The sequence below is a fragment of the Methylobacterium aquaticum genome (genome assembly GCF_016804325.1).
Lineage (GTDB): Bacteria > Pseudomonadota > Alphaproteobacteria > Rhizobiales > Beijerinckiaceae > Methylobacterium > Methylobacterium aquaticum_C.
In genome coordinates this window covers 245,181-268,276 of record NZ_CP043627.1, presented here as the reverse complement: position 1 = coordinate 268,276, position 23,096 = coordinate 245,181, and the positions used below count along the sequence as shown (strand labels likewise).

The 23,096-nt window shown below is 71.3% G+C and carries 18 protein-coding genes; 8 read left to right on the top strand and 10 right to left on the bottom strand.

Annotated features, from left to right (window positions below; all coding sequences use genetic code 11):
• Positions 1 to 65 precede the first annotated feature (65 nt).
• The 6 genes from F1D61_RS01155 to F1D61_RS01130 all read right to left on the bottom strand — a co-directional run bounded on the left by F1D61_RS01155 (position 66) and on the right by F1D61_RS01130 (position 7,889).
• On the bottom strand, positions 66 to 2,693 hold the full coding sequence (locus tag F1D61_RS01155) for a TIGR02302 family protein (RefSeq protein ID WP_203156156.1): 2,628 nt from the start codon (positions 2,691 to 2,693) through the stop codon (positions 66 to 68).
• A gap of 76 nt (positions 2,694 to 2,769) precedes the next feature.
• Positions 2,770 to 2,985, bottom strand: a complete 216-nt coding sequence (locus F1D61_RS01150) for a hypothetical protein (protein WP_203156155.1) — start codon at positions 2,983 to 2,985, stop codon at positions 2,770 to 2,772.
• A 195-nt stretch (positions 2,986 to 3,180) separates the two neighbouring features.
• Positions 3,181 to 3,588 (bottom strand): DUF2000 family protein, encoded by a 408-nt coding sequence (locus F1D61_RS01145; protein ID WP_203156154.1) that lies wholly within the window; start codon positions 3,586 to 3,588, stop codon positions 3,181 to 3,183.
• A 32-nt stretch (positions 3,589 to 3,620) separates the two neighbouring features.
• On the bottom strand, positions 3,621 to 4,481 hold the full coding sequence (locus F1D61_RS34750) for a helix-turn-helix domain-containing protein (RefSeq protein ID WP_203156153.1): 861 nt from the start codon (positions 4,479 to 4,481) through the stop codon (positions 3,621 to 3,623).
• Entirely contained in the window at positions 4,478 to 5,134 is a 657-nt protein-coding gene (locus F1D61_RS01135) for a YoaK family protein (protein ID WP_203156152.1), read from the bottom strand. Before F1D61_RS01135 ends, F1D61_RS34750 begins: the two co-directional genes overlap by 4 nt.
• Before the next feature lie 13 nt (positions 5,135 to 5,147).
• Positions 5,148 to 7,889: a bifunctional acetate--CoA ligase family protein/GNAT family N-acetyltransferase gene (locus tag F1D61_RS01130; protein ID WP_203156151.1), complete on the bottom strand. Its 2,742-nt coding sequence runs from the start codon at positions 7,887 to 7,889 to the stop codon at positions 5,148 to 5,150.
• A gap of 310 nt (positions 7,890 to 8,199) precedes the next feature.
• Between F1D61_RS01130 and F1D61_RS01125 the strand changes: the two genes are divergently transcribed.
• Positions 8,200 to 8,526 (top strand): hypothetical protein, encoded by a 327-nt coding sequence (locus F1D61_RS01125; protein WP_203156150.1) that lies wholly within the window; start codon positions 8,200 to 8,202, stop codon positions 8,524 to 8,526.
• Positions 8,527 to 8,675: 149 nt separating this feature from the next.
• Complete coding sequence (locus F1D61_RS01120; RefSeq protein ID WP_203156149.1) at positions 8,676 to 9,575, top strand: peptidylprolyl isomerase; 900 nt, start codon at positions 8,676 to 8,678, stop codon at positions 9,573 to 9,575.
• A 343-nt stretch (positions 9,576 to 9,918) separates the two neighbouring features.
• Here F1D61_RS01120 and F1D61_RS01115 read toward each other — a convergent pair whose 3' ends face one another.
• Positions 9,919 to 11,838, bottom strand: a complete 1,920-nt coding sequence (locus F1D61_RS01115) for a bifunctional sugar phosphate isomerase/epimerase/4-hydroxyphenylpyruvate dioxygenase family protein (protein WP_203156148.1) — start codon at positions 11,836 to 11,838, stop codon at positions 9,919 to 9,921.
• A gap of 185 nt (positions 11,839 to 12,023) precedes the next feature.
• Between F1D61_RS01115 and F1D61_RS01110 the strand changes: the two genes are divergently transcribed.
• Together F1D61_RS01110 and F1D61_RS01105 are read left to right on the top strand one after the other, a co-directional pair.
• Positions 12,024 to 12,887, top strand: a complete 864-nt coding sequence (locus F1D61_RS01110) for a shikimate dehydrogenase (RefSeq protein ID WP_203156147.1) — start codon at positions 12,024 to 12,026, stop codon at positions 12,885 to 12,887.
• A gap of 73 nt (positions 12,888 to 12,960) precedes the next feature.
• Positions 12,961 to 14,298 (top strand): MFS transporter, encoded by a 1,338-nt coding sequence (locus F1D61_RS01105; RefSeq protein WP_203156146.1) that lies wholly within the window; start codon positions 12,961 to 12,963, stop codon positions 14,296 to 14,298.
• A gap of 171 nt (positions 14,299 to 14,469) precedes the next feature.
• On the opposite strand, the gene F1D61_RS01100 is transcribed toward F1D61_RS01105, so the two are convergent.
• Both F1D61_RS01100 and F1D61_RS01095 read right to left on the bottom strand, forming a co-directional pair.
• Positions 14,470 to 15,213, bottom strand: a complete 744-nt coding sequence (locus tag F1D61_RS01100) for an autotransporter outer membrane beta-barrel domain-containing protein (protein WP_203156145.1) — start codon at positions 15,211 to 15,213, stop codon at positions 14,470 to 14,472.
• The gene (locus F1D61_RS01095; RefSeq protein WP_203156144.1) at positions 15,117 to 17,612 is read right to left on the bottom strand and encodes an autotransporter serine protease; all 2,496 of its coding nucleotides are present in this window, start codon (positions 17,610 to 17,612) and stop codon (positions 15,117 to 15,119) included. Before F1D61_RS01095 ends, F1D61_RS01100 begins: the two co-directional genes overlap by 97 nt.
• A gap of 271 nt (positions 17,613 to 17,883) precedes the next feature.
• On the opposite strand from F1D61_RS01095, the gene F1D61_RS01090 reads away from it, so the two are divergent.
• The 3 genes from F1D61_RS01090 to F1D61_RS01080 all read left to right on the top strand — a co-directional run bounded on the left by F1D61_RS01090 (position 17,884) and on the right by F1D61_RS01080 (position 19,913).
• A complete protein-coding gene (locus F1D61_RS01090) occupies positions 17,884 to 18,771 on the top strand; it encodes an MBL fold metallo-hydrolase (protein WP_203156143.1) in 888 nt (295 codons plus the stop codon).
• 147 nt (positions 18,772 to 18,918) lie between these two features.
• Positions 18,919 to 19,146 (top strand): hypothetical protein, encoded by a 228-nt coding sequence (locus tag F1D61_RS01085; RefSeq protein WP_203156142.1) that lies wholly within the window; start codon positions 18,919 to 18,921, stop codon positions 19,144 to 19,146.
• A gap of 98 nt (positions 19,147 to 19,244) precedes the next feature.
• On the top strand, positions 19,245 to 19,913 hold the full coding sequence (locus F1D61_RS01080) for a DJ-1/PfpI family protein (RefSeq protein ID WP_203156141.1): 669 nt from the start codon (positions 19,245 to 19,247) through the stop codon (positions 19,911 to 19,913).
• A gap of 681 nt (positions 19,914 to 20,594) precedes the next feature.
• Here F1D61_RS01080 and F1D61_RS01075 read toward each other — a convergent pair.
• Entirely contained in the window at positions 20,595 to 21,542 is a 948-nt protein-coding gene (locus F1D61_RS01075; protein ID WP_203158863.1) for a GlxA family transcriptional regulator, read from the bottom strand.
• A 298-nt stretch (positions 21,543 to 21,840) separates the two neighbouring features.
• Between F1D61_RS01075 and F1D61_RS01070 the strand changes: the two genes are divergently transcribed.
• Positions 21,841 to 23,094 carry a sarcosine oxidase subunit beta family protein gene (locus tag F1D61_RS01070; protein WP_203156140.1) on the top strand — a complete coding sequence of 418 codons (1,254 nt, stop codon included), beginning with the start codon at positions 21,841 to 21,843 and terminating at the stop codon, positions 23,092 to 23,094.
• The last annotated feature ends 2 nt before the right edge of the window (positions 23,095 to 23,096 follow it).

Here is a 23,096-nt window from a genome sequence, read left to right as displayed (position 1 = left end):
CGATCACACGAAGAAGCGGCGCGGTCCCGGGAGGACCGAGCCGCTTCCTCGTTCCGGCTCCTCGTTCAGTTCCGCCGCAGCAGGCGCTCGAAGTAATCGAGCTCTTCCGCCGGGCGGCTCGGGTCGCCGAGCTTGCGGCGCAGCTCCTCGAGGATGCGCCGGGCCCGCTCGACGCCGGATTCCTCGGCGGTCGGCACGCGCACGCGGCCGTCGGAGAAGTCGCGGTTGCGGGTCGGGCGGCCGAGGGGGTCGTTGTCGCGGGCGCCCTGCCGGCCGGGCTGGTTGGGGTTGCCCTGGCCCTGCTGCTGCCCGTCGGCCTGCTGGCCCTCGCCGTCCTGGCCCATCTGCTGCATCTGCTGGGCCATGCCCTGCGCGCCGCGCTGCAGGCCTTCGAGGGCGCGGCCCTGCGCGTCGACGGCGGACCCGTCCTGGCCCTGGCCGAGGGAGTTCTCGGCCTCGCGCATCGCCTGCTCGGCATCGGACAGGCCCTGCTCGCCCTGCATGCCGAGTTCCTTCATCCGCTTCTGCAGGTCCTCGAGACGCTGTCGCAGGGCCTGCTGGCGGTCGCCGAGCCCCCCCTGCTTCTCGCCTCCCGGCTTCTGGCCCTGCTGGCCGGGCTGCTGGCCATCCTGGCCCTGGGGCTCGCCCCCGCGCGGGCCCTGCTGCCCGCGCTGGCCCTGCTGGCGCTGTCCCTGCTGGCCGGGCTGCTGCGGCTGGCCGCGATTGCCGAAGCGGCGCTCCTGGCCCTGGCGGAAGGTCTCGTCGCGCAGGCCCTGCTGCTCGCGCGCCATCGCCTCCAGGTCCTGCATCTGGCGGTTCATCTCGCGGGCGGCAGGATCGCTCATGCGCGAGTTGGGCTGGGCGGTCTGCAGGTTCTCCAGGATGCCGCGGAGCTGGTCGAGCAGGCGCTGGGCCTCCGCCACGTCGCCGCGCTTCATCGCCTCCTGCATCTGGTCGAGCATCTTGGAGAGGTCGTCCGGCGTCACCGTGCGGTCGGCCTGCTGGTTCGGCTGTCCGGGATTCTGCGGGTTCTGCTGCTGGCGCTGGGCGAATTCCTTCAGGAAGCGGTCCATCGCCTGGCGCAGATCCTCGGTGAGCTTGGCGATCTCCTGGTCGGAGGCGCCGCGCTCCATCGCGTCCTTGAGCCGCTCCTGGGCGGCGCGGAGGGCCTTCTCGGCATCCGAGAGGTCGCCCTCCTCGATCTGCAAAGCCATGGTCCAGAGGAGGTCGGCGACCTCCGTCAGCGCCTCGTCGGTCTTCGCCGCGCGCAGGCGCTGCACCGCCTCCCGGAGGCCGAGGAAGACGCCCCATTGCGGCGTGAACCGCTCGGGCGCGATCAGGAGCGCGTCGAGGGAGGTCTCGACCCGGGCCCGGCTGCCGTCCGGATCGAGGACGAGGCGGCGGCGCTCCTCGGCGAGGGAGCGTGCCAGCGGCTTGGTGAAGAACCGCCCCGGCAGGGTCATGGCGAGGGGGGCGGAGCGCCCCTCCTGGCCGGCCTCGTCCTTCGCCACCAGGGTCAGCAGCACCTTGGCGCCGGCCCACGGGTTGTCGGTGAGGTCGATCAGCGTGCGGGTGTCGCTGGTCCCCTGCGCGTCGGCCGGCAGGCTCAAGGCGAGGCGCGGCGGCGGCACCAGGCTGCGCCCCTTCGTCTGCGGCTCGACGAGCCCTTCCGCCGAGGCGATGCCGTAATCGTCCTTGGCCCGGTAGGCGAGGGTGAAGGTGCCGCGCCCGTTGGTTTCCGGCTGGCCCGCGAAGGCGATCTCCGGCGGCCGGTCGGGGATGGTCTCGATGGTCAGGCGGTGGGTGCTGGCAAAGCCCGTCTGCACCGCCACCTCGGCAGTGCCGCCGGTGAGGGTGAAGCGCTCCTCGCGCAGGTCGGGCCGGGCCGGAGCGGAGGCGGGCAGGGCCTTGAGGCCGGCGCCCGGCGTCACCGTCGCGTCGCCGGCCCCGGCGATGCGCACCACCAGCGTCGAGTTCACCGGCGCCCGCAGGCGCTGGCCCGCCTCCGCCAGGGTGACGATGAGCGGCGGCGTCCGGGTGTAGAGCGGCGGGTCGATCCAGCCGTCGACCCGGAACGACGGCGCGGCCGCGACCGGCCCGCGCCAGTCGAAGGCCGCGCGCAGGCGCTCGCCGGCCTCCGGCCCCGCCACGAAGGCGGCGGCGGCGGCGGCCAAGATCGCGCCGGCACGCAGCGCGAAGGGATCGCGCCGGGCCATCCCGGGCCGCGGGCCGGAGACCTTCAGCCGCGCCAGGGTCGCGGCGGCGCGGCTCCGGTGCAGGGCCCAGAGCGCGCGGGTGCCGGGATCGTCCTGGCCGAGCGCCAGATTGTCCTCGAGCGTCCGGGCCGGGCGGTGGCTGAGGCCCGCATCGCGGTCGATCCGGGCCAGCGCCTGATTCCGGGCGATCCGGCGCAGCCGCACGAGCGGCAGCAGCGCGGCGAGGAGGGCGAGGCCGAAGAGGGCCACCCCGGCCATGCGCCAGGCCGGCCCGGCATCGAGCCACAGCCCGAGCCACGAGACGGCGAGGAACACCAGCAGGACGGCGAGGCCGCGCCACAGGATCGGCCAGGCCTGCTCCCACAGGGTGACCCGCCCGGCCCGCACCACCAGCCGATCGAGCCCGGCGCGCACCGGATCGGCCCGGCCCTCCGGGGCGGGGCTGCGTTGCGCGCTGTCCGGCTCGGCCTTCATCATGCCCTGCTTCCCGCTGGTCCCGTCGGGGACGGGCGAAGGGGGCAGGCTAGCATGCCGGCGACGAGGGGCCAGCGGGTCAAATCGGCTCAGGCTGGCCCTTGCGCGCCCTGTCCGCCTCGGGGGCGTGCGGCACGCCCCCGCTCTGCCGCGCCGCCGCCTCGCGCAGGGGCTGCGCGGCGGAGCGGGCCTCGGCCAGGGTCGCCTGGTGCTCCGCGGCGACGCGGAACGCGCGGGCGACCACGGCCTCCGCGCGGGTGAGAAGTGTGCCTTGGCGATGTCCTTGGGGTGCCATGTCGTCAGCTCCTCCCGGATGACAGGCCGGGACGTTAGCCGGAGAGGACTGGCCGCCCCGTTCGGAAATTCTCTCGCATTTTAGCGATCGCCGCCGCCCGGGGGCGGGGACGGGCGTTCCGAGATTCCCTGCCCGCACGGGACAAGGAAAAGGGACAAGGGAGACGCCGCTCCTCGGACCGGGCAGCCCGAACCGTCACGGATGCAACACCGCCCCCTTCGTCGCCTTGTCGACATCCTTCTTCGGACCGTGGAGGGCGAGGCCGACGAGGTCCGGCGCGTCGGCGGGCTCACGGGCGAACACCTCGCGGTTGGCGGCGTCGTGCCCGGTCTCGAACATTGCCCGGACATAGGCGCTGCGGATGAGGTCGCGCTGGATCGCCTGCTGCCAAGCCCGCCGGAGCATCTCGGCGTCGGCGGCGAAGACGAGGATCGGCTGGCCGAGCAGGCGAGCGTGGCAGCGGCCCGCGGCGTCCCTGTATGGCTCGCCCATCGCCTCGGGCACGGCGCCGGCGATCCCGGTCGCCAGGAAGGCGGTCACGTTGAGCTTCTGCCACACGGCCAGGTCGTCGCGGACCAGGATGGCCACCTTGGTGTCGAACATCGGGCTCTCCCTGCGGGTGATGGCGGGCAGGGCTAGCCGAGGGTGGGGACGGCGTCTGGAACGTTCGTGCGCCCGCTCCGGTAGACCGACGGCGTGAGGCCGTAGGCACGGCGAAACCAGCGGCCGAGATGACTCTGGTCGGAGAAGCCGGCGGCGGCCGCGGCCTCGGCCGGCGGCGTTCCGGCGCGCAGGAGCGCCCGGGCCCGGGCGAGGCGGATCTCGACCAGGCAGGCATGCGGCGAGGTGCCGAAGCGCCGCCGGAAGGCGCGGGCGAGCTGGAACCGGTCCGCGGCGCCGGCGGCCTGCGCGAGGGCGTCGAGGCCGAAGGTCGCCGCGGCATGCGCGCGGATGAAGTCCATCGCCCGCTCGGCGATCACCGGATCGCCGTCGGGCGGGGGCGGGGCGGCCCCGGCACCGAGATGGCGGCGCAGGTGCCCGGCGAGATCGTCCAGGACGGCATCGGTCGCCAGCGGAGAGTCGGTGCCGAAGACCGCGCGGCAGGCCCGGGCGATGGCGCCGCCGAGATGCCGGTCGTCGGCGAGCGTGCGACGAAAGCCGATTCCGGCGTCGCTGCCGCCCATCCGGCCGCGCAGCCAGTCTTGCGGCAGGTACAGCATGCTGTAGCGGAAGCCCGGCTCCCGCAACGCCTGGCCGTCATGGCGCTCGCCGGGCTCGATCAGAATCACCCGCCCGGCGACGCTCTGCCGGCGCGCGCCGCGGCAGTAGAAATCCTGGATGCCCTCATGCGTCACCCCGACCAGCCACTCGTCGTGGTGGTGCATGTCGTAGGCATGGCCGAGGAACCGCGCCGTCACCGCCTCGATGCCGCTCGCCGCGTCGCGCCGGAGATGGAGAAAGTCGCGGGGCGGCGCACCCTTCGCACCCTCGCTCACGCCGCCTCCATCCGCACCGCCCGCCCGACCGCGAGCGCCAGCACCAGCCCGACCCCGATCACCGGGATCACCAGCGCCTCGAGCCCGTAGCCGCGATAAACGAAGCCCCCGACGACGGCGCCGCCGACCAGCGCCAGCCAGGTGCAGGCATCCGGCACCCAGCCGAGGGCCGGGCCGATCCGCGTCGCGGCCTGGGCCAGGGTGTGGCTGAGGCTGAACAAGGTGCCGGTCACGAAGGTGACGCCGGGGCGGAAGCCCGCGCTCCGGCGCAAGGCCGCGTTCTGCGCCCCCATGGCGGCGGCGAGCAGCGGCGCCACCGGACCCTGCGCCGGGCCGAAGGCGAGGGACAGCGCGACGACCAGGAGCGCGGCCTCGACGCCGAGCACGGCCGCCGGCCCCCAGCGCCCGGGCATCCGCAGCGAGACCAGGCTGCCGCAGAAGCCCCCGATGAGGAAGCACGCGAAGAGGAGAGCGATCTCCCAGGCGACCGGGTGGCCGGCCTGGGACAGCGAGACCGCGAACTGGGTCGAGTTGCCGCTCATGAACGAGGTGTAGAGCCCGTCGAGCCGCAGGAAGCCGACGGCATCGACGTAGCCGGCGGCGGCGGTGAGCAGCAGGCCGCCGGCGATGTCGAGGGGAGGGGTGTCGCGCATCGGGAGGGGGGTGTCAGGTTGCGGGGCCGGCACTCTCCTCCGTCAGGGCGCGCCGCACCAGCATCAGGTCGGGGTCGGAGGGGTCCGTCCTTACCGTAAAGCCGAGCTTGCGGCACATCGCCAGCATGGTGGTGTTCTCGCGCAAGACCTGGCCCTCGACGTGGCGAAGGCCCTCGGCCCGGGCCCAGTCGAGCATCAGCCCCATCAGCGACCAGCCGAGGCCGAGGCCCTTGAGGTCGGAGCGGACCAGGATCGCGTATTCCCCGGTCTCGTGGTTGGCATCGGCGTGCAGGCGCACCGCCCCCATCATCGTGCCGGTCGCCTCCTCGATCGCCACGAAGGCGATGGCGCGGGCGTAGTCGAGCTGGGTCAGGCGCGCGAGGAAGGCGTGGCTGAAGTCGCGCACCGGCGCGAAGAAGCGCAGGCGCAGGTCCTCGGCGCTGACTTGGCGGAAGAAGGCCTCGAACAGCCCCTCGTCCTCGGCGCGCACCGGCCGCACCAGGATGTTCTGGTCGTCGAGGGTGATGCGGCGCTCCCAGGCGCCCGGATAGGGCCGCACGGCGAAGCGCGCATGGCTCGGGCCGGCTCCCGCATCCCGCCGCCGCTCCGGCGGCAGGGGGGCGACCGCCGCGCGGGCATCGAGCGCGATGACGCCGTCGCGGTCGGCCAGCAGCGGGTTGATGTCGAGCTCGCGCAGTTCCGGCAGGTCGGCGGCGAGCTGGCCGAGCTTGACCAGCACCAGGGCGACCGCGGCCTCATCCGCCGCCGCCACGTCGCGATAGGCCTTGAGCCGGCGCGCCACCCGGGTCCGGCCGATGAGGTCGGCGGCGAGCCGCCGGTCGAGGGGCGGGAGCGCCAGCGCCCGGTCGTCGATCACCTCGACGGCGGTGCCGCCGCGGCCGAACACCACCACGGGGCCGAAGACCGGGTCGTCGACGAGGCCGGCGATCAGTTCGCGGCCTTGCGTCCGGCGCAGCATCGCCTGGACGACGAAGCCGGTGACCCGGGTTCCGGGCCGCTCCTGCGCCACCCGCGCCAGGATCTCGGCCGCCGCCTCCCGCACCGCCGCCTCGCTTGTCAGCCCCAGCCGCACGCCGCCGACATCGGATTTGTGCAGCACGTCCGGCGAGGCGAGCTTGAGCGCCACCGTGCCGCCCGCCGCGATGATCGGCCAGGCGGCCTCGGCGGCCGCGTCCGCGTCGGCGGCGAGGGTCACCGGCTGGGCCGGGATACCGTAGGCGGCGAGAAGGTCCGTCATCTCGCGCGGGTCGAGCCAGGTCCGCCCCTCGGCCAGCACGCCATCGACGATCATCCGGGCCGCGCCGGCATCCGGCACCAGGTCGGCGGGAAGCATCGCCGGGGTGGTGGTGAGGTCGTCCTGCGCCTCGCGGTAGCGCACCAGGTGGGTGAAGCCCTCGACCGCGTCGGCATCGGTGGCGAAGCGCGGGATGCCGGCCTGGCTCAGGATCTCGCCGGCCGCCTCGTCGCCGACGGTGACGGCAAAGACCGGGCGGGCGCGAAAGCTCTCCTTGCGGCCGTGCTTCACCGCCTCGACGATCGCCTCCGCCACCGCGGCGCCGCCCGACAGGGCCGTGGGCACGTTGATGACGAGCACGGCGTCGTTGTCGCGATCGGCGATCAGCGCCTCCAGGGCGGCGGCGTAGCGCGGCCCGTCGGCATCGGCGCCGATATCGACCGGGTTGCGCCAAGCCTCCGGGCGCGTCCCCGGCACTCCTGCGGCGAGCCGCGTCCGGGTCTCGTCCGACAGGCCCGCCAGGGTGCCGCCGAGATCCATCAGCCGGTCGACCGCGATCGCGCCGACGCCGCGGCCATTGGCCAGGATGGCGAGGCGCCGGCCCGGGAAGGGGCGCTGGCGCCCCAGCGTCTCGACCGCCGAGAACATCTCGTCGAGGTCCTGCACCCGCAGGAGGCCCGCCCGCCGGAAGGCGGCGTCGTAGACCGCATCCTTGCGGGCGAGGATGCCCGTATGGGTGGCGGCCCGGCCGTCGATCGATCGCGCCGTGTCGTGCCGGCCGGAGCGCAGGACCACCACGGGCTTCGCCCGCGCCGCGGCCCGCGCCGCCGACATGAATTTCGGCGCGTCGGCCACGCTGTCGATCGAGAGCAGGATCGCCCGGGTGCGGATGCAGGTGGCGAAGTGGTCGAGGCAATCGGCGATGTCGACGTCGATCGCGTTACCGAGCGACACGATGCCCGAGAAGCCGGTGCCGCGCGCTTGCGCCCAGGCGACGATGCCCGCCGCCACCGTGCGCGACTGCGAGATCAGCGCGAGGTCGCCGGGAAGCGGCGCCCGGGCGAGCAGGCTGGCATTGAGGGCCGCATGCGGCACCGCGAGCCCCATGCTGTCGGGCCCGACGAGGCGAAGGGAATGCCGCCGCGCCGCCGCCCGCGCGGCCTCCGCCAGTGAATCCGGCCCGCTGCCGAGGCCGGTGGTGATGATGACGGCCGCGCCGCAGCCCCGGCGGCCTGCCGCCTCCACCACCTCCGGCACGGTCTCGGGCGGCGTGACGATCACCACGAGGTCGGCGGGCTCGGGCAGATCGGCGAGGTCGGCGAAGGCCTGCACGCCGTCGACGCTGTCGTGGCGCGGGTTCACCGGCCAGATCGGGCCGGCAAAGCCCGCCTCGCGCAGGTTGCGCAGGATCGCGGCGCCGAACGCGTTCGGCCGCGCGCTCGCGCCGACGAGCGCCACGGAGCGGGGGCTGAGGAGCCTGTCGAAGCGATAGGTGCTCATGAACGTCCAGGTTCCGGGTCGGCGACGGCGGGCGGCGCGGATCGGCCAGTGGCCCGTCACAGGTAGGGCGGGGCGGTCCGCAGGTCACGGGAGGCTCCCGTCGCAGGGTTGTCCGGGGAGGGCCACGACCCCCCCGTACGAGGTCGCCCATGACGGGCATGAGGGCGGGCGCGAGGGCGTGCATGGACTATGGTGCAATGCAATATGTTTCTATTGCGCCGCATCATAACGGGTGTTCTACTGCGGTCTCCCGGCAGATCCCGGCTTTCCGGATGCGCTTCCCGCGCCGGACAGAAAACCTGGACCACCGATGCGATTCCTCACCTTCACCGCGCTCGGTCTCGTTCTCGCGACGGCGGCCGGCGCCTCCGAGCTGAACCCGCGCCAGTCCCACAGCCTCGATCTCGGCCCGGTGCGCGGCTCGGCCTACTACACCGTCGAGAAGGACGGCCTGCGGGTCGTCGCCACCCTGGCGCCGGCGGAGGCCGGTGCCGCGACCCCGCTGCGGGTCATCACCACGCTGGCCTCCGACCAGGTCGTCAGCTTCTCGGTGCCCGGCACCCAGGACGGCGCCGCCGCCTCGGTGGCCTTCGCGCGCCGCGGCAACCGGGTCGAGGTCGCCTCGACCGGCTACTGAGCCCGATCGGCATCCCCGCGGACCGTCGGATCCGCGGGGAGCGCCCCTGCCGCTGCGGCGCGCGCGCCGCTTGTCTTGTCCGCCGATCTTTGCCACCTGTCCGCCGGTCTTTCAGACCGACTTCGCGCACGGGCCCCAAGGATCACGCCATGCCGACCCTCTCCCCCTTCTGGCGCAACGGCGCGCTCGCCCTCGGGCTCATGCTGCCCGGCACCGCGCTCGCCCAGGCGCCGGCCGCGGCGCCCGCGGCCACCCCGGCCCCCGCCCAGTCGCCCGACACGGTCGTCGCCAAGGTCAACGGCGCCCCCATCACCGCCGGCGACCTCGCGGTGGCCGCGGACGACCCGGCCCTGTCCCTGCCCGGCGTCGACGAGGCCCAGAAGAAGGGCCTCCTCGTCGACTACATGGTCGACCTGAAGATCGGCGCCCAAGCAGCCGAGAAGGCCAAGATCGCCGACAACCCGGACTTCGTCCGCAAGCTCGCCTACTTCCGCGACAAGCTCCTCCTCGACGAGTACCTGGAGCGCGAGGCCAAGAAGGCGGTGACGCCGCAGGCCGAGCGGGCGCTCTATGACGAGACCGTCAAGGCGATGAAGCCCGAGGAGGAGGTTCACGCCCGCCACATCCTCGTCGAGAACGAGGCCGAGGCCAAGAAGATCGCCGCGCGCCTGAAGGCCGGCGAGGACTTCGCCAAGGTGGCGGCCGAGACCTCGAAGGACCCGGGCTCGAAGGCCGAGGGCGGCGATCTCGGCTGGTTCACCAAGGAGCGGATGGTCGCGCCCTTCGCCGATGCGGCGTTCAAGATGGAGGCCGGCAAGATCTCCGATCCGGTCAAGACCCAGTTCGGCTGGCACGTCATCAAGGTCGAGGAGAAGCGCACCAAGCCGGTGCCGAGCTTCGACGAGATGAAGGAGCAGGTCGAGGCCTACCTGACCCGCAAGACGCAGCAGGATCTGATCACCAAGCTGCGCGAGGGCGCCAAGATCGAAAAGACCGCGGCGGCCCCGGCGGCTCCGGCGACGGCGCCGAAGGCGGACGAGAAGAAGTAAGAGATTCGATCTCGGTTGAAAGAAAGCCCCCGAGCGCGCAGCGTCCGGGGGCTTTTCTATTGGGCTCACCCTGCTGACGATAATCGAGCGACGGATTTCTCATCCTCCACGTCATCCCGGGGCTCGTCGAAGACGAGAACCCGGGATCCATAACCGCTGGCGTGAAAGAAAAGAACTGAAAACGTCCCGCTTCATCCTGACGCGTCAGCGGTTATGGATCCCGGGTTCCGCTTGCGCGGCCCCGGGATGACGTAGTGGATATCAATTGCGTCGAGCGGATCGAGCAGGTTTCTATCCGTGTGATCCGTCCATTAGGGGCGGAAGTCTCCGCCCCCCAAAAAACCTACCGCAGCACCTGCGACAGGTTCGGCCCGCGCAACGCCGCCAAAGCCGCCATCCGCACCGGCGCGTTCGGCGCGCCGTACAGGTCGTACCCGCCCTTCCGCTGCACGATCTCGAAGTAGAAGCGCTCCTCGAACGGCGTCGTATAGAATTGCAGGAACTCGCCCTCGCCGACGCGGTCGTAGAGGATGCTTAAGGCCTGCATGCGGGCGATGGTCGCGTCGTCGAGGCCGAAGCGGGCGGCGACGTCGTCGTAGTAGTTGGCCGGGATCGGCAGCAGGGTCGCGCCCGCCGCCTTCAGGCGCTCGGCCGCCGCGAAGATGTCGTCGGTGGCGAGCGCGATGTGGTGGACGCCCGCGCCCGCGAAGCTCGAGACCAGGCGGGCGGTGGCGGTGTTGCGGCTCTCCGAGATGTTGAGCGGCAGCCGCATGGTGCGCTCGGCATTCGACATCGCCTTGCTGCGCACCAGGCCGTAGGGGTCGGGCAGTACCACGACGTCCTCCGGCTCGAGGCCGAGCACCGCGCGGTAGAACAGCACCCAGGAATCGAGATGGCCCTCGGGCAGGGCCTGCGCGACGTGATCGACCCGGGTGAGCAGGCCCGCCGGCTCCGCGCCCTCGTCCATCACGAAGTCGCGCTCGAAATCGGCCCCGGTCGTCGGGTCGGTGAGGATGATCAGGCTGCCGTCGGGGGCGCGGATCGACGGGAACGCATTCTCGTCCGGCCCGATCCGGCCGCCGAACCGGGCGGCGCCGTAGGATTCGGCCCGGCCCAAGGCGGCGAGCGCGTCGTCGGTGGCGATGGCTTGCGCGCAGACCGAGGGGCCGTGCATCAGGAAGTAGGACGAGGCGAAGGAATCCGGCTCGCGGTTGAGCACGATGCGGATCTCGCCCTGGCCGTACAGCGTCACCGCCTTGCTGCGGTGGCGGCCCAGCCGCGTGAAGCCGAGCTGGCCGAGGAGATGCGCGAGCGCGCCCTCGCAGCGCTCGTCCACCGCCACCTCGATGAAGCGGTGGCCGGCGATCGCGGGCGGCAGCGGCGGATCGAACAGCTCGACCCGGCGGCGGGGCCGCTTGGCCGGGGAGGGCGAGAGAGCCGCCGCCTCGTCGGTGCGGCGCACCTTTTCTTCCAGGAAGAGCAGCGAGCGGTGGCCGTCGGCGGCGGTCTGGCGCGGCGGCGCGGCGCGCATGTCGTCGTTGAAGATCTCGAGCGAGATCGTGCCGGTATAGCCGCAGGCGAGCACCGCCTGAAGGAAGCCCGGCACGTCGAGGTCGCCCTGGCCCGGCAGGCAGCGGAAGTGGCGGCTCAGGGTGAGCGGGTTCATGCCGATGCGCGGCGCATCCGCCAGCTGGACGAAGAATACCCGCTGGCCCGGCAGGGTGGCGATGCCCGACCAGTCGTCGGGGAGCGCCAGGGTGTGGAAGCTGTCGAGGATCAGGCCGAGATGCGGGTGGTTCGCCCGCTCGACGATGCCCCAGGCCCGGTCGAAGGTGCGCACCTTGGTGCCCCAGGACAGGGCCTCGAAGCCGATCTTCAGGCCTCGTTTCGCCGCCCGCTCGGCGAGCTGGTAGAGCTGGTCAGCCATCCGGGCGTCGTCGTCGGACACCTCGGTGCCGACGTTGGAGCAGACCAGGATCAGCGGCGCGCCGAGTTCCTCCATCAGGTCGAACTTGCGCTCGGCCCGGTCGAGGTTGCGCTTCAGCTGCTCGTCCGACACGCCCTCGAAATCGCGGAAGGGCTGGAACAGGTCGATCGACAGGCCGAGGTCGGAGGCGTAGCGGCGCACGTCGCGGGCCGGGCCGGTATGGAACAGGAGGTCGTTCTCGAAGATCTCGACCCCGTCGAAGCGGGCCGCCGCGATCGCCTCCAGCTTCTCGATCAGCGTGCCGCTCAACGACACCGTGGCGATCGCCTTCCTCATCGCGTTCTCCCGTCCGCTTGTCCGCCGGCCCTCCATCGCAAACGGGGCCGGCTCCGTCGAGCCCGAAGCGGCGCCGGCCGAGCCGCCGTCATTCACGCTTGACGTGAACGTACCGGTTAGTACATTTGGCTTCAAGCGCGTCGTAATCGCGCCATCCGAGGAACGTTCGAGAGAGGAGCCCCGCGATGGGCGCTGCCCCCACCGCCATCCTGGCCGGCCTGATCGGCAACGGGATCCAGGCCTCACGCACCCCCGCGATGCACGAGCACGAGGGCGACGCGCAGGGCCTGCGGCTTCTCTACCAAAAGATCGACCTGGAAAAGCTCGGCCTCGGTGCCGACGCCCTGCCGGAGCTTCTGACCGCCGCAGAGCGGATGGGCTTCTCGGGCCTCAACATCACCCATCCGTGCAAGCAGGCGGTGCTCGTCCATCTCGACGACTTGTCGCCCGATGCGGCGGCGCTCGGCGCGGTCAACACCGTGGTCCTGCGCGACGGCAAGCGGGTCGGCCACAACACCGACTGGTGGGGCTTCGCCGAGGCGTTCCGGCGCGGCCTGCCGGACGTGGCGCTCGACCGCGTCGTGCAGCTCGGCGCGGGCGGGGCCGGCGCGGCGGTGGCCCACGCGCTCCTGACGCTGGGGGTGCGCGACCTCGTCCTTAACGACATCGATCCCGCCCGTGCCGCCGCGGTCGCGGCCTCGCTCTGCGAGCGCTTCGGCGCCGGCCGGGCGCGGGGCTGCACCGACCTCGCGGCGGACGTCGCTGCCGCCGACGGCCTCGTCCACTGCACGCCGACCGGAATGGACAAGTATCCGGGCCTGCCGCTGCCGGCGGAATACCTTCACCCGACGCTGTTCGTCGCCGAGATCGTATATTTCCCGATCGAGACCGCGCTCCTGCGCGAGGCCCGGCGGATCGGCTGCCGCACCCTCGACGGCGGCGGCATGGCGGTGTTCCAGGCGGTCGAGGCCTTCCGCCTCATCACCGGCCTGATCCCGGACCCGGAGCGGATGCTCCGCCACTTCGCCGAGCTCGGCCGGACGGCCTGAGACCTGTCCCATGCGAACTATGCGGTCCGAGCCAACGGGCCCGACCCCCTCTCTCCCCCACAGGAAACGCCCGATGACCTCCACCGTCTTCCCGGCGACCGCCGCCGCGGCCGCCGAACCCGATGCCGTGAAAACTCCCAAAAAGGCCGCGCTCGCGAGCTGGATCGGCAGCGCGGTCGAATACTACGACTTCTTCATCTACGGCACCGCCGCGGCGCTGATCTTCCCGAAGCTGTTCTTCGCCCCGAACAATCCGCAGGCGGCGGCGATCGCCTCGTTCGCGACCTTCGGCGTCGCCTACATCACCCGGCCCCTCGGCGCGGTGGCGCTCGGCCATATCGGCGACCGCTTCGGCCGCAAGAAGGTGCTCACCTTCACGCTGCTCCTGATGGGCCTGTCGACCTTCATGATCGGCTGCCTGCCGACCTACGACCAGCTCGGCATCCTGTCGCCGATCCTGCTGGTGATCGCCCGCCTGCTGCAAGGCATCTCGGCCGCCGGCGAGCAGGCCGGCGCCAACTCGATGACCCTCGAACATGCCCCCGCCCACAAGCGCGCCTTCTTCACCAGCTTCACCTTGAGCGGGACGCAGGCCGGGCTGATCCTCGCGACGCTGGTCTTCCTGCCGATCACCCAGATGCCCGAGGCGCAGATGCTGTCCTGGGGTTGGCGCATCCCGTTCTTCCTCAGCGCCCTCGTGGTCGCGGTCGGCTTCTGGGTCCGCCGCACCCTGCCGGAGACCCCGGTCTTCGAGAAGGAGCAGGAGGAGCAGAGCCACGCGAAGGCGGAGCTTCCGGTCGCGGTGCTGTTCCGCACCCAATGGGCCGACGTGCTGCGGGTGATCTTCGCCGCGCTCGTCTCGGTGGTGAGCACGATCTTCAGCGTCTTCACCCTGTCCTACGCGGTCAACACGATGCAGATCGACCGCTCGACCATGCTGACGGTCTTGATCCTCGCCAACGTGGTGGCGCTCGGCGCGATCCCCGCCTTCGCGGCGCTCGCCGACCGGATCGGCCGCCGCCCGGTCTTCATCTTCGGCGCGCTGGGCTCCGCGGCTTTGATCTGGCCCTACATGTGGGCGATCAGCCAGGGCAACATCCCGCTGATCTTCACCTTCGGCATCCTGCTCTCGGGCGTGGTCTACAGTGCCGCCAACGGGGTGTGGCCGTCGCTCTACGGTGAGATGTTCGACACCAGGGTCCGCCTGTCGGGCATGGCGATCGGCACCCAGATCGGCTTCGCACTGGGCGGCTTCGCCCCGGTGATCAGCGCCGCGCTGCTCGGCACCGGCCCGACCGGCTGGGTCCCGGTCGCGGTCTTCGTCACCGCCACGGCGGCGATCGCCGCGGTCTCGATCTTCACCGCCCGGGAGACCTACCGGACGCCGATGGAGAGCTTGGGCAAGCGCTGACGCCCAAGGTCGATCCTCCTCGACCGATCCTGAAACCACCGGGTCATTCCGGGGCCGCGACAGAGGAGCCCGGGACGACCCCGAGAGGCGGCAGCGGCATCGCGTGATTAAGTTAAAGAGCAGGGCCCGCCACCTCTACCGAGGCGGCGGGCCTGTCTCGTCATCGCCCGATCAGAACCGGTAGGTGAAGTTCCCCTTCACCGCGTGGTCCTGCGCCCGCTCGCCGGCCTGTCCCGTATAGGACACGCCGAGCGTCGCCGCCGGGGAGAAGGCCCAGTCGAGGCCGGCTTGCGCCACGAGGGCGTCGCGGTTGATCGGCACGCCGGCGACCAGGAAGCCGGTCTGGCCGGCCCCGAAGGCAAGGAGAGCCTTCGGCACCACGTCGCCATAGGCCCGGCGCCAGCCGACGAGACCGGTCAGGGTCACGGGCAGGTCGGCGAAGAGCCGGGTCGAGCCGCGTAACCCGACCGTGGTGGCGGCGAGGTCGTTGTCGCGGCCGAGACCGGACAAGGCCGCCGGGCCGCCGCGCTCGGTGAAGGCGTCCTGGCCGATGCGGATCGCGGCGGCGCCGACGAAGGGCTCGATGACCGCCGCCCCGAACGCCACCCGGTAGCCGATCTCGCCGAAGACCTGCGCGGTGATCCCGCCGTAGCGGGCCCCGAGGCTCTGGTTGAAGCCCGGCGCCAGGATGCTGCGCCGGAGCGACAGGCTGTTGCCGCCGGCCACGCCGCCGAAGCGCAAGGCGACCGGTCCGAGCGTCGTGCCGGCATAGAGGCCGCCGAAGCCGCTCTCGATCACCCCCGAGGAGGCGCGGCCGGTCACGTCGAGGCTGGTATTGGTGTAGCCGCCGGCGAGGCCGAGGCGCCAGCCGCCGGGGAACCCGCCGAGATCGATCCGGGTGTCGGCGCCGAGCACGAAGCCGCTGATCTGGCGCGACAGCGAGGCGGCGTTGCCGTCGCCCGGGTGCGGCCGAAGGCACCGAAGCCCTGGCCCCAGAGTGCGTAGGCGCGCGGTTCGACGAGCTGCGCCGGCACCTGGACCGGCGGCGCGGCCCGGCCCGGCAGGTCGGCCGAGTAGGCCGCCGGCAGGCTGGGCGCCGAGACGCCCGGGAACACCGGTGCGTCGGACGGCTCGCCGCGGCGCAGGCGGTCGAGGATCGCCTCACGGACGAAGAATGCGGTCTCGAACTGCGCCGTCGCCGCGCTGGCATGGATCTCGCCCGACAGGGAGGCGAAGGCGGTGCGCGCCGCGCCCGGATCGGTGTTGACCAGCACGGTCTCGTAGAGCGGGTTGCCGGCGCCCAGGGCTTCGATCGCCCCGCCCGTCACCGCCTGGTTACGGGTGGCGCCGACCGACGCGAAGGTGGTGGCGTTGCGCCCCAGCGTCAGGCCGACGTCGCGCGCGTCGTAGTCGAGGTTCGCTCCGATGAAGGTGTAGCCCGGCGTCACGGCGTCGAAGCGGCCGGTGATCTCGTTGTTCGACCGCAGGATGACGGTGCGCTGGCCGAGCAGGCTCCGCAGGGCGCTCGGAGTGAGGCCGTCCGACCCCTCGGACGCGACCGTGACCGTGCCGCCCTCGATCCGGACCGCTCCGAAGACGAAGGCACGGTCGCTGCGTCCCGCTGCGACCTCGACGGCGTAGCGCGAGCCCGGAGCGAAACTGAGATCGCGATCGACGAGGAGCGTGGCGAGTCCGCCCCTCCCGGGGGAGAGCGTGCCGCCGGAACCGACATTGACCGAAGCGAGGAAGAAGCCGCTGCCGCCGAGCGTGCCGCCGGCATTGACGTTCGTGACCGATCTAACCGACCCGTCGACCGCCAGAAGGCCGCCATTCACCTCCGTGCTGCCGGTATAGGAGTTGAAGCCGCTGAGGATCAGGGTGCCATCGCCGGCCTTGGTCAGGCCGCCCTGGTAGGTACGGCCGAGGAAGGCTTGGTCTCGTGCCTCCCGGTAGGTGTATTCGACCCGCTGGTCGGCGGTGGCGCCGGCCGGCAGGCCGTTGCTCCAGCCGCGGGAGGCCTTGTCCCGCAGCCAGATCCGATGCTCGGCATTGTCCTCCTCCCAGCGCCGAGCGAGCGCTACGTCGGAGATGTTGTTCGACCAGGTATCGACCGTGCCGCCCGGCAAGGTGGCGACGAAGCGGCCGAGGAACTGGCCCGGACCGTTCATCGCCCGGCCGAGATCGATCTTGCCCCAGCCATACGTCTCGTTCGGCAGTTCCGGCCGGAGATCGCCGAGATGGGTCGCGGTGGTGAGCAGCACGTCGCGCGTCTGCTCGTTGGTCATGTAGGGGAAGCGCTCCATCACCAGCGCCAGCGCGCCGGTGACGTGCGGCGCCGCCATCGAGGTGCCGCTCTTGGTGCCGTAGCCGGCCACCCCCGTCGTCGAGGTCACGGTGCTCAGGATGCCGCGGCCGGGTGCGGCGATGCACCAGTACTTGGCGAGCCCGCAGCGGTTGAACGCCGTGCCGTCGTCGATGGTGAGGCCCGACGCCGCGATCCAGCGCGATTCGAGGTCGGGCTCGAAATAGGGCAGGGCGGCGCGCACGGTCGGGTTGTTCACCCCGGCATTGCCGGCGGCGAAGACCATGATCGTGCCGCTCTGCCGCGCGGTCTCGGCCACCGCGTCGAGCCAGTCGAGCCGGCCCTGGAACTTGGCGTAGCCGGCGGCGACCCCGGCGAGGGTGCTGTAGCTCTCGCCCGGCGGCGGGCTGCCCCACGACGAGTTGATCACCCGCGCACCGGATGCCGCCAGGTTGCCGTAGGCGGCCTTGAAGTAGTTGTAATCCTGGTTGGCGCCGTAGATCGACGAGTCGGTGGCGTTGGTGTTGGTGGCGAGCAGGGTGGCGCCGAAGGCGACGCCGTGCATGCCGGTGCCGTCGCGCCGTGCCACGATCGTGCCGTCGACATGGGTGCCGTGATCGTCGTTGACGCCGCGGATCCAGGTGCCCGGCACCGAGAACGGCGCGCCCGCAGAGAACAGGTCGCTGCGCACGCCCGCGGCGGTCTCGTAGCGGTAGCCGTTCGCCAGGTAGGTGCCCTGGACCGTGAGCGGCGTCACCTGTCCGGTGAATTCCGGATGGGTGGCGAGGAAGCCCGAATCGACCGAGCCGACCACGACGCCCCGGCCGGTGATGCCGCGGGCATAGGCTTGGTCGGCCCGCATCGAGGTGAGACCCCAGTCACCCAGAAATTCCGGCGTACGCCAGCTCGCCGCGTTGCCGATGCGTCCCGGATCCTGGTACCCGGACGATTGCGCCAGCGCGGCGTAGGAGATCGTCGAGCAGAGGAGCGAGAGCAGGCCGCGGGCCGCCACGGTCTTCCCCCTCGATAGTGTTAGCACTTTCATCAAGACGCCTCATTCCGGCTGCGGGCTTTGCAGTCTTCTTCTTTTCCGGGTTTTCGCGCGAGCGCTGGGGACGATGCTAGCCCCGAGAAAGCCGGATTGATGCCATCGTCGGCTCATAACCGTGCCTTTCCGGATGGCCGTGGCGGAAACATCACGAAACACTGCATCCGTCCCCGTATCGGATGGAACAGATACTCTGGTGGAGCATTGGCCGGGGGATTCACCGCGAGGTGCCGGCATGACCCAGCAGATCCCGATCGACCCCGACTGCGTCGCCGACGCCCCTGCCGGCCCGGACGGTACCCATGCGATCCGCCCTGATCTCGCCTACCAGCGCCACGTCCTCGTCAACGTCGCCTATCTCGGCCCGCCAGGGGCGGGCGACCGGGGCTGGGTGCTGGTCGATGCTGGGATCGTGGGCTCGCGCGGCGCGATCGAATCAGCGGCGGCGGCCCGTTTCGGGGCAGGCGCCCGTCCGGCCGCGATCGTGCTCACCCACGGCCATTTCGACCATGTCGGCGTGCTGGAGGAGCTGGCGGAGGCCTGGGACGTGCCGGTCTGGGCGCACCCGCTCGAGCGGCCCTATCTCGACGGCAGCGCCGCCTATCCGGCCCCGGATCCGAGCGTCGGCGGCGGCCTCGTCGCCCGGCTGTCGCCGCTGTTCCCGACCCGTCCCGTCGATGTCGGCGCCCGTCTGCGCCTCCTGCCGGACGACGGCAGCGTGCCGCCCCTGCCGGGCTGGCGCTGGATCCCCACGCCGGGCCATTCCCCCGGCCATGTCTCGCTCTGGCGCGCCGCCGACCGGACCTTGATCGCCGGCGACGCCTTCGTCGCGACCGCGCAGGAATCGGTCTACGCCGTCGCCACCCAGGCGCCGGAGATGCACGGCCCGCCGCGCTACCTCACCACCGACTGGGATGCGGCCGGCCGCTCGGTCGAAACCCTGGCGCGGCTCGAGCCCGAACTGGCGCTCACCGGCCACGGACGGCCGCTGAACGGCCCAGGGCTCCGCCAGGCCCTGCACGCGCTCGCCCGCGACTTTGCCGCGGTGGCGGTGCCCGAAGAGGGGCGCTACGTCGGCTCGCCGGTTCGTGCCGGCGACCCGGACGCGACCCGCACGCCCTGAGCGGGTGCCGTCCCCGTTCTCCACACCCCGCCGGCCGCCGGCTCCCACCGCGCTCAAGACAGCTTGACCGAACCGATCCCGTCGTGGCTTGTTCACTTTATGTTCTAACGTGAGTCGGCCTCGGCCGGCGCCGTGCGGGGATGAATCATGAGCTACGAGCCGGCGGAACGACGGGACGGACGGGCGCCCGGCGTCGAGACGATCGCGACCGCATATCTCGCGGCCGCGGGAGGCGATGCCGCTCTCGCCCTGCGCCGGGCGATCGCCGACGCACTCGCCGACCTCGGCGAGGCCGAGCGGCGCACCCGCCAGCAGGACCGGCTGATCTCGCAAGGCTACGTGCGGGCGGGGAGAGGCGGCCGGTTCACGCTCTGACGCAGGACCCGAGACGCCACCTCTCGCGGCCCGTCTCCTGCGCCCTTGCAACCCATCCCCGCCCATACGATCCTGCCGCCCTACCGGGAGGAACGCCCTTGTCGCTCAGCTTCGGAATCCTCGTCTTCCCGCAGGTCCAGCAACTCGACCTCACCGGACCCTACGAGGTCTTCGCCTCGGTGCCGGACAGCGCGGTCCACCTGATCTGGAAGACCGGAGAATCGGTCCCTTCGGCCACCGGGCTGCCCTTCGTGCCGACCGCGACCTTCGAGACCTGCCCGCCCCTCGACGTGCTCTGCATCCCGGGCGGCAGCGGGGTGAACGCTCTCCTCGAGGACGAGGCGGTGCTGGATTTCGTGCGGGCGCGGGCGGCGGAGGTCCGCTACCTCACCTCGGTCTGCACCGGGGCGCTGGTGCTCGGCGCGGCCGGGCTGCTGACGGGCAAGCGGGCCACCACGCACTGGTACGCGCACGATTTCCTCTGCCGCTTCGGCGCGGTGCCGGTGCAGGACCGCGTGGTGCGCGACGGCACCCTGATCACCGCCGGCGGCGTGACCTCGGGCATCGATTTCGGCCTCGCGGTGGTGGCGGAACTCCTCGGGCGCGAGGAGGCCGAGACGGTTCAGCTCACCCTCGAATACGCGCCGGCCCCGCCCTTCGGATCCGGCACCCCGGCCGAGGCGCCGGACGCGGTGGTGGAGCGGGCGAAGAAGCGGCTGTCCGGCTCGCGGGCGGCCCGGGAGGCGATCATCGGGCGGATCACCTGAGTCGCTCCCCGACCGGATTCGATCCCGACAGCCGGCAGCGGGCAACCCTGCCGATCGGCCATCTCGAGCCGACCTCGTCGCGTCGAGCTCCGCTGTGCGGCCCCCGAACGATGCGGCGGGCCCGATCTCCGACGATGCCAATCGAGCAAGCTCCGACACGACGGAAAAGTCGATCATTGCCGGCCTCTCGCCGGCGCCCGAGTTTCGCTGCAAGCGAGACTGGAGCGTCTTGACGACGACGGGGATGCCGGCTCGTCGCAGAAAATGCGAAAAAAATCGAAGACTGGAGGAGCGTCGCGATTGCGGCGCGATCGTGCCGTGATCGAGCGGGAGAACGGTCGAACTCGGCCCGTCGAGCCAGCCTTGCGCTCAGAGCCTGTTTGAGCAGGACTTCTACCCAAGACTTGAGGCGGGCGGGATCATCCTACCCTCTAACCTCATCCTGAGGTGCGAACGACGTGAGCCTCGAAGGAGGACTCCACAAGCCTATGCGATCCCTGGAGCCCTCCTTCGAGGTAAGTCGATCTGCGATCGCGTGCGATCTCTGATCGCCAACACCTCAGGATGAGGTAGAAGGGTAGGATATTTCCTGATTTTTCTCAGTTTTTGTTAAATCAACTTGCTCAAACAGGCATCCCGCCTGCCTCGATTCTTGTGTGGAAATCCTCCTCAAACAGGGGCTCACACCTTCCGCTCGCTGCTCGGCGGCCGGCCGAAATGGTCGACGTAGGATTTCGAGAAATGCGAGGCCGAGGTGAAGCCGCATTCGATCGCGATCGACAGGAGCGGCATCGCAGTCTGGCGGATCAGGTGGCGGGCGTGTTCCAGGCGAATACGCAGGTAGTGCTTGGCCGGTGAGCGCCCGAGATATTTCAGGAACAGGCGCTCCAGCTGCCGCTTCGAGAGATGGACCGACTCGGCCAGGTCCTGGCTGCCGAGCGGCTCGGCGAAGGTCTTCTCCATCAGGCCGACGACGTGCAGGAGCTTGGGATGCGCCACGCCTAGGCGCATCCGCAGGTCCATGCGCTGGCGCTCGCCCGATTCGCGGATGCGGTGGTGGATGAGCTGGTCGGCGACGTCCGCCGCGATGTCCGCCCCGTGGTCGCGCACGATCAGGGACAGCATCATGTCGGCCGCCGCGGTGCCGCCGGCGCAGGTGAAGCGGTTGCGGTCGATCTCGAACAGGTCGGAGCCGATCTCGAGCCCGTCATGCTCGGAGGCGAGGCTCGCCTGGTTCTCCCAGTGGATCGTCGCCCGGTAGCCGTCGAGGAGGCCGGCCTTCGCCAGCACGTAGGTGCCGGTACAGACCGCGCCGATCGCGCCGCCGCGGATGCAGGTCCGGCGCAGCAGCGTCTGCAGCGTCCGGTGATCCCGGCGCTGGATGTCGATGCCGCCGCAGACGATGGCCATGTCGAGGGCGGGCTCGAGGGCCTGCGCTTCGCCGAAGCTGCCCGCGACCTGAACCTCGACGCCGTTGGAGGCGGTGCATCGCGTGCCGTTCTCCGACCACAGCGAGTAGCGGTAGAGGTCGCGCCGCGCCGCCCGGTTGGCCAGGCGCAGCGGCTCGATCGCCGACGAGAACGCGATCATCGAGAAGTTGTCGACGAGCAGGAAACCGACGGACGTCATGTCGTCGGTGACGGCGGCGCTGGCCGTCGCCGTGGGACCGACCGTCCCGACAATGCCCACCGTCCCGGCCGTCATCGTCCGATCCTCCGTCAGATCGTCACCGTCTCGACATGCGAGAATGACTCCAAGGAAGGTCTGGTGGCAAGCGCCTTCGTGTCCCTAGGGCAGCCGCGACGGCGGTCACCCCCGTCCGGCCGCAAATTCCGTTCAAGTCGCAAATCCCAAACTCGCGGTCGCCAGCGCGCAAGCCCCCAGCCGCCGGCGGCCCGATGATCCCTCATCACAGCGAGGCCGACCGATGCGCCGATTTTCCCTCTCGTCGCTGCTCACGGAATCCCTGAAGGGGCACCGGGGTTGGGGCCGCCAGTGGCGGGACCCGCAGCCGAAACCCGCCTACGACGTCGTCATCGTCGGCGGCGGCGGCCACGGCCTCGCGACCGCCTATTACCTCGCCACCGTGCACGGCATCACCAACGTCGCGGTGCTCGAGAAGGGCTGGATCGGCGGCGGCAATACCGGCCGCAACACCACGATCATCCGCTCGAACTACCTCTACGACGAGAGCGCCGCGCTCTACGAGCATGCGCTCAAGCTCTGGGAAGGCCTGTCCCAGGAGCTGAACTACAACGTCATGTTCTCGCAGCGCGGCGTGCTGATGCTCGCCCACAACCTGCACGACGTGCAATCGTTCAAGCGCCACGTCTATGCCAACCGCCTCAACGGCATCGACAACGAGTGGCTGACGAAGGAAGAGTGCAAGGAATTCTGTCCGCCGATCGACATCTCGGGCAGCCTTCGCTACCCGGTCCTCGGCGGCGCGCTCCAGCGCCGGGCCGGTACCGCCCGCCACGACGCGGTGGCCTGGGGCTATGCCCGCGGCGCCGATGCCCGCGGCGTCGACATCATCCAGAACTGCGAGGTGAAGGGCATCCGCCGCGACGCCTCCGGCGCCGCGATCGGCGTCGAGACCACGCGCGGCTATATCGGCGCCAAGCGCATCGGCGTGGTGGCGGCCGGCCACACCTCGACCGTGATGGCGATGGCCGACGTGCAGATGCCGCTCGAGAGCTACCCGCTCCAGGCGCTGGTGTCGGAGCCGGTCAAGCCGATCTTCCCCTGCGTGGTGATGTCGAACGCCGTCCACGCCTACATCTCGCAATCGGACAAGGGCGAGCTGGTGATCGGGGCGGGCACCGACCAGTACACCTCCTACAGCCAGCAGGGCGGCCTCCACATCACCACCCACACGCTGGATGCGATCTGCGAGGTCTTCCCGCAATTCACCCGGATGCGGATGCTGCGCTCCTGGGGCGGCATCGTCGACGTGACGCCCGACCGCTCGCCGATCATCGGCAAGACCCCGGTCGAGAACCTGTTCGTCAATTGCGGCTGGGGCACCGGCGGCTTCAAGGCGACGCCCGGCTCGGGCCACGTCTTCGCCCACACGCTGGCCACCGGCACGCCGCACGCGATCAACGCACCGTTCACCCTCGACCGGTTCCGCACCGGTCGCCTCATCGACGAAGCGGCCGCCGCCGCCGTCGCGCACTGATT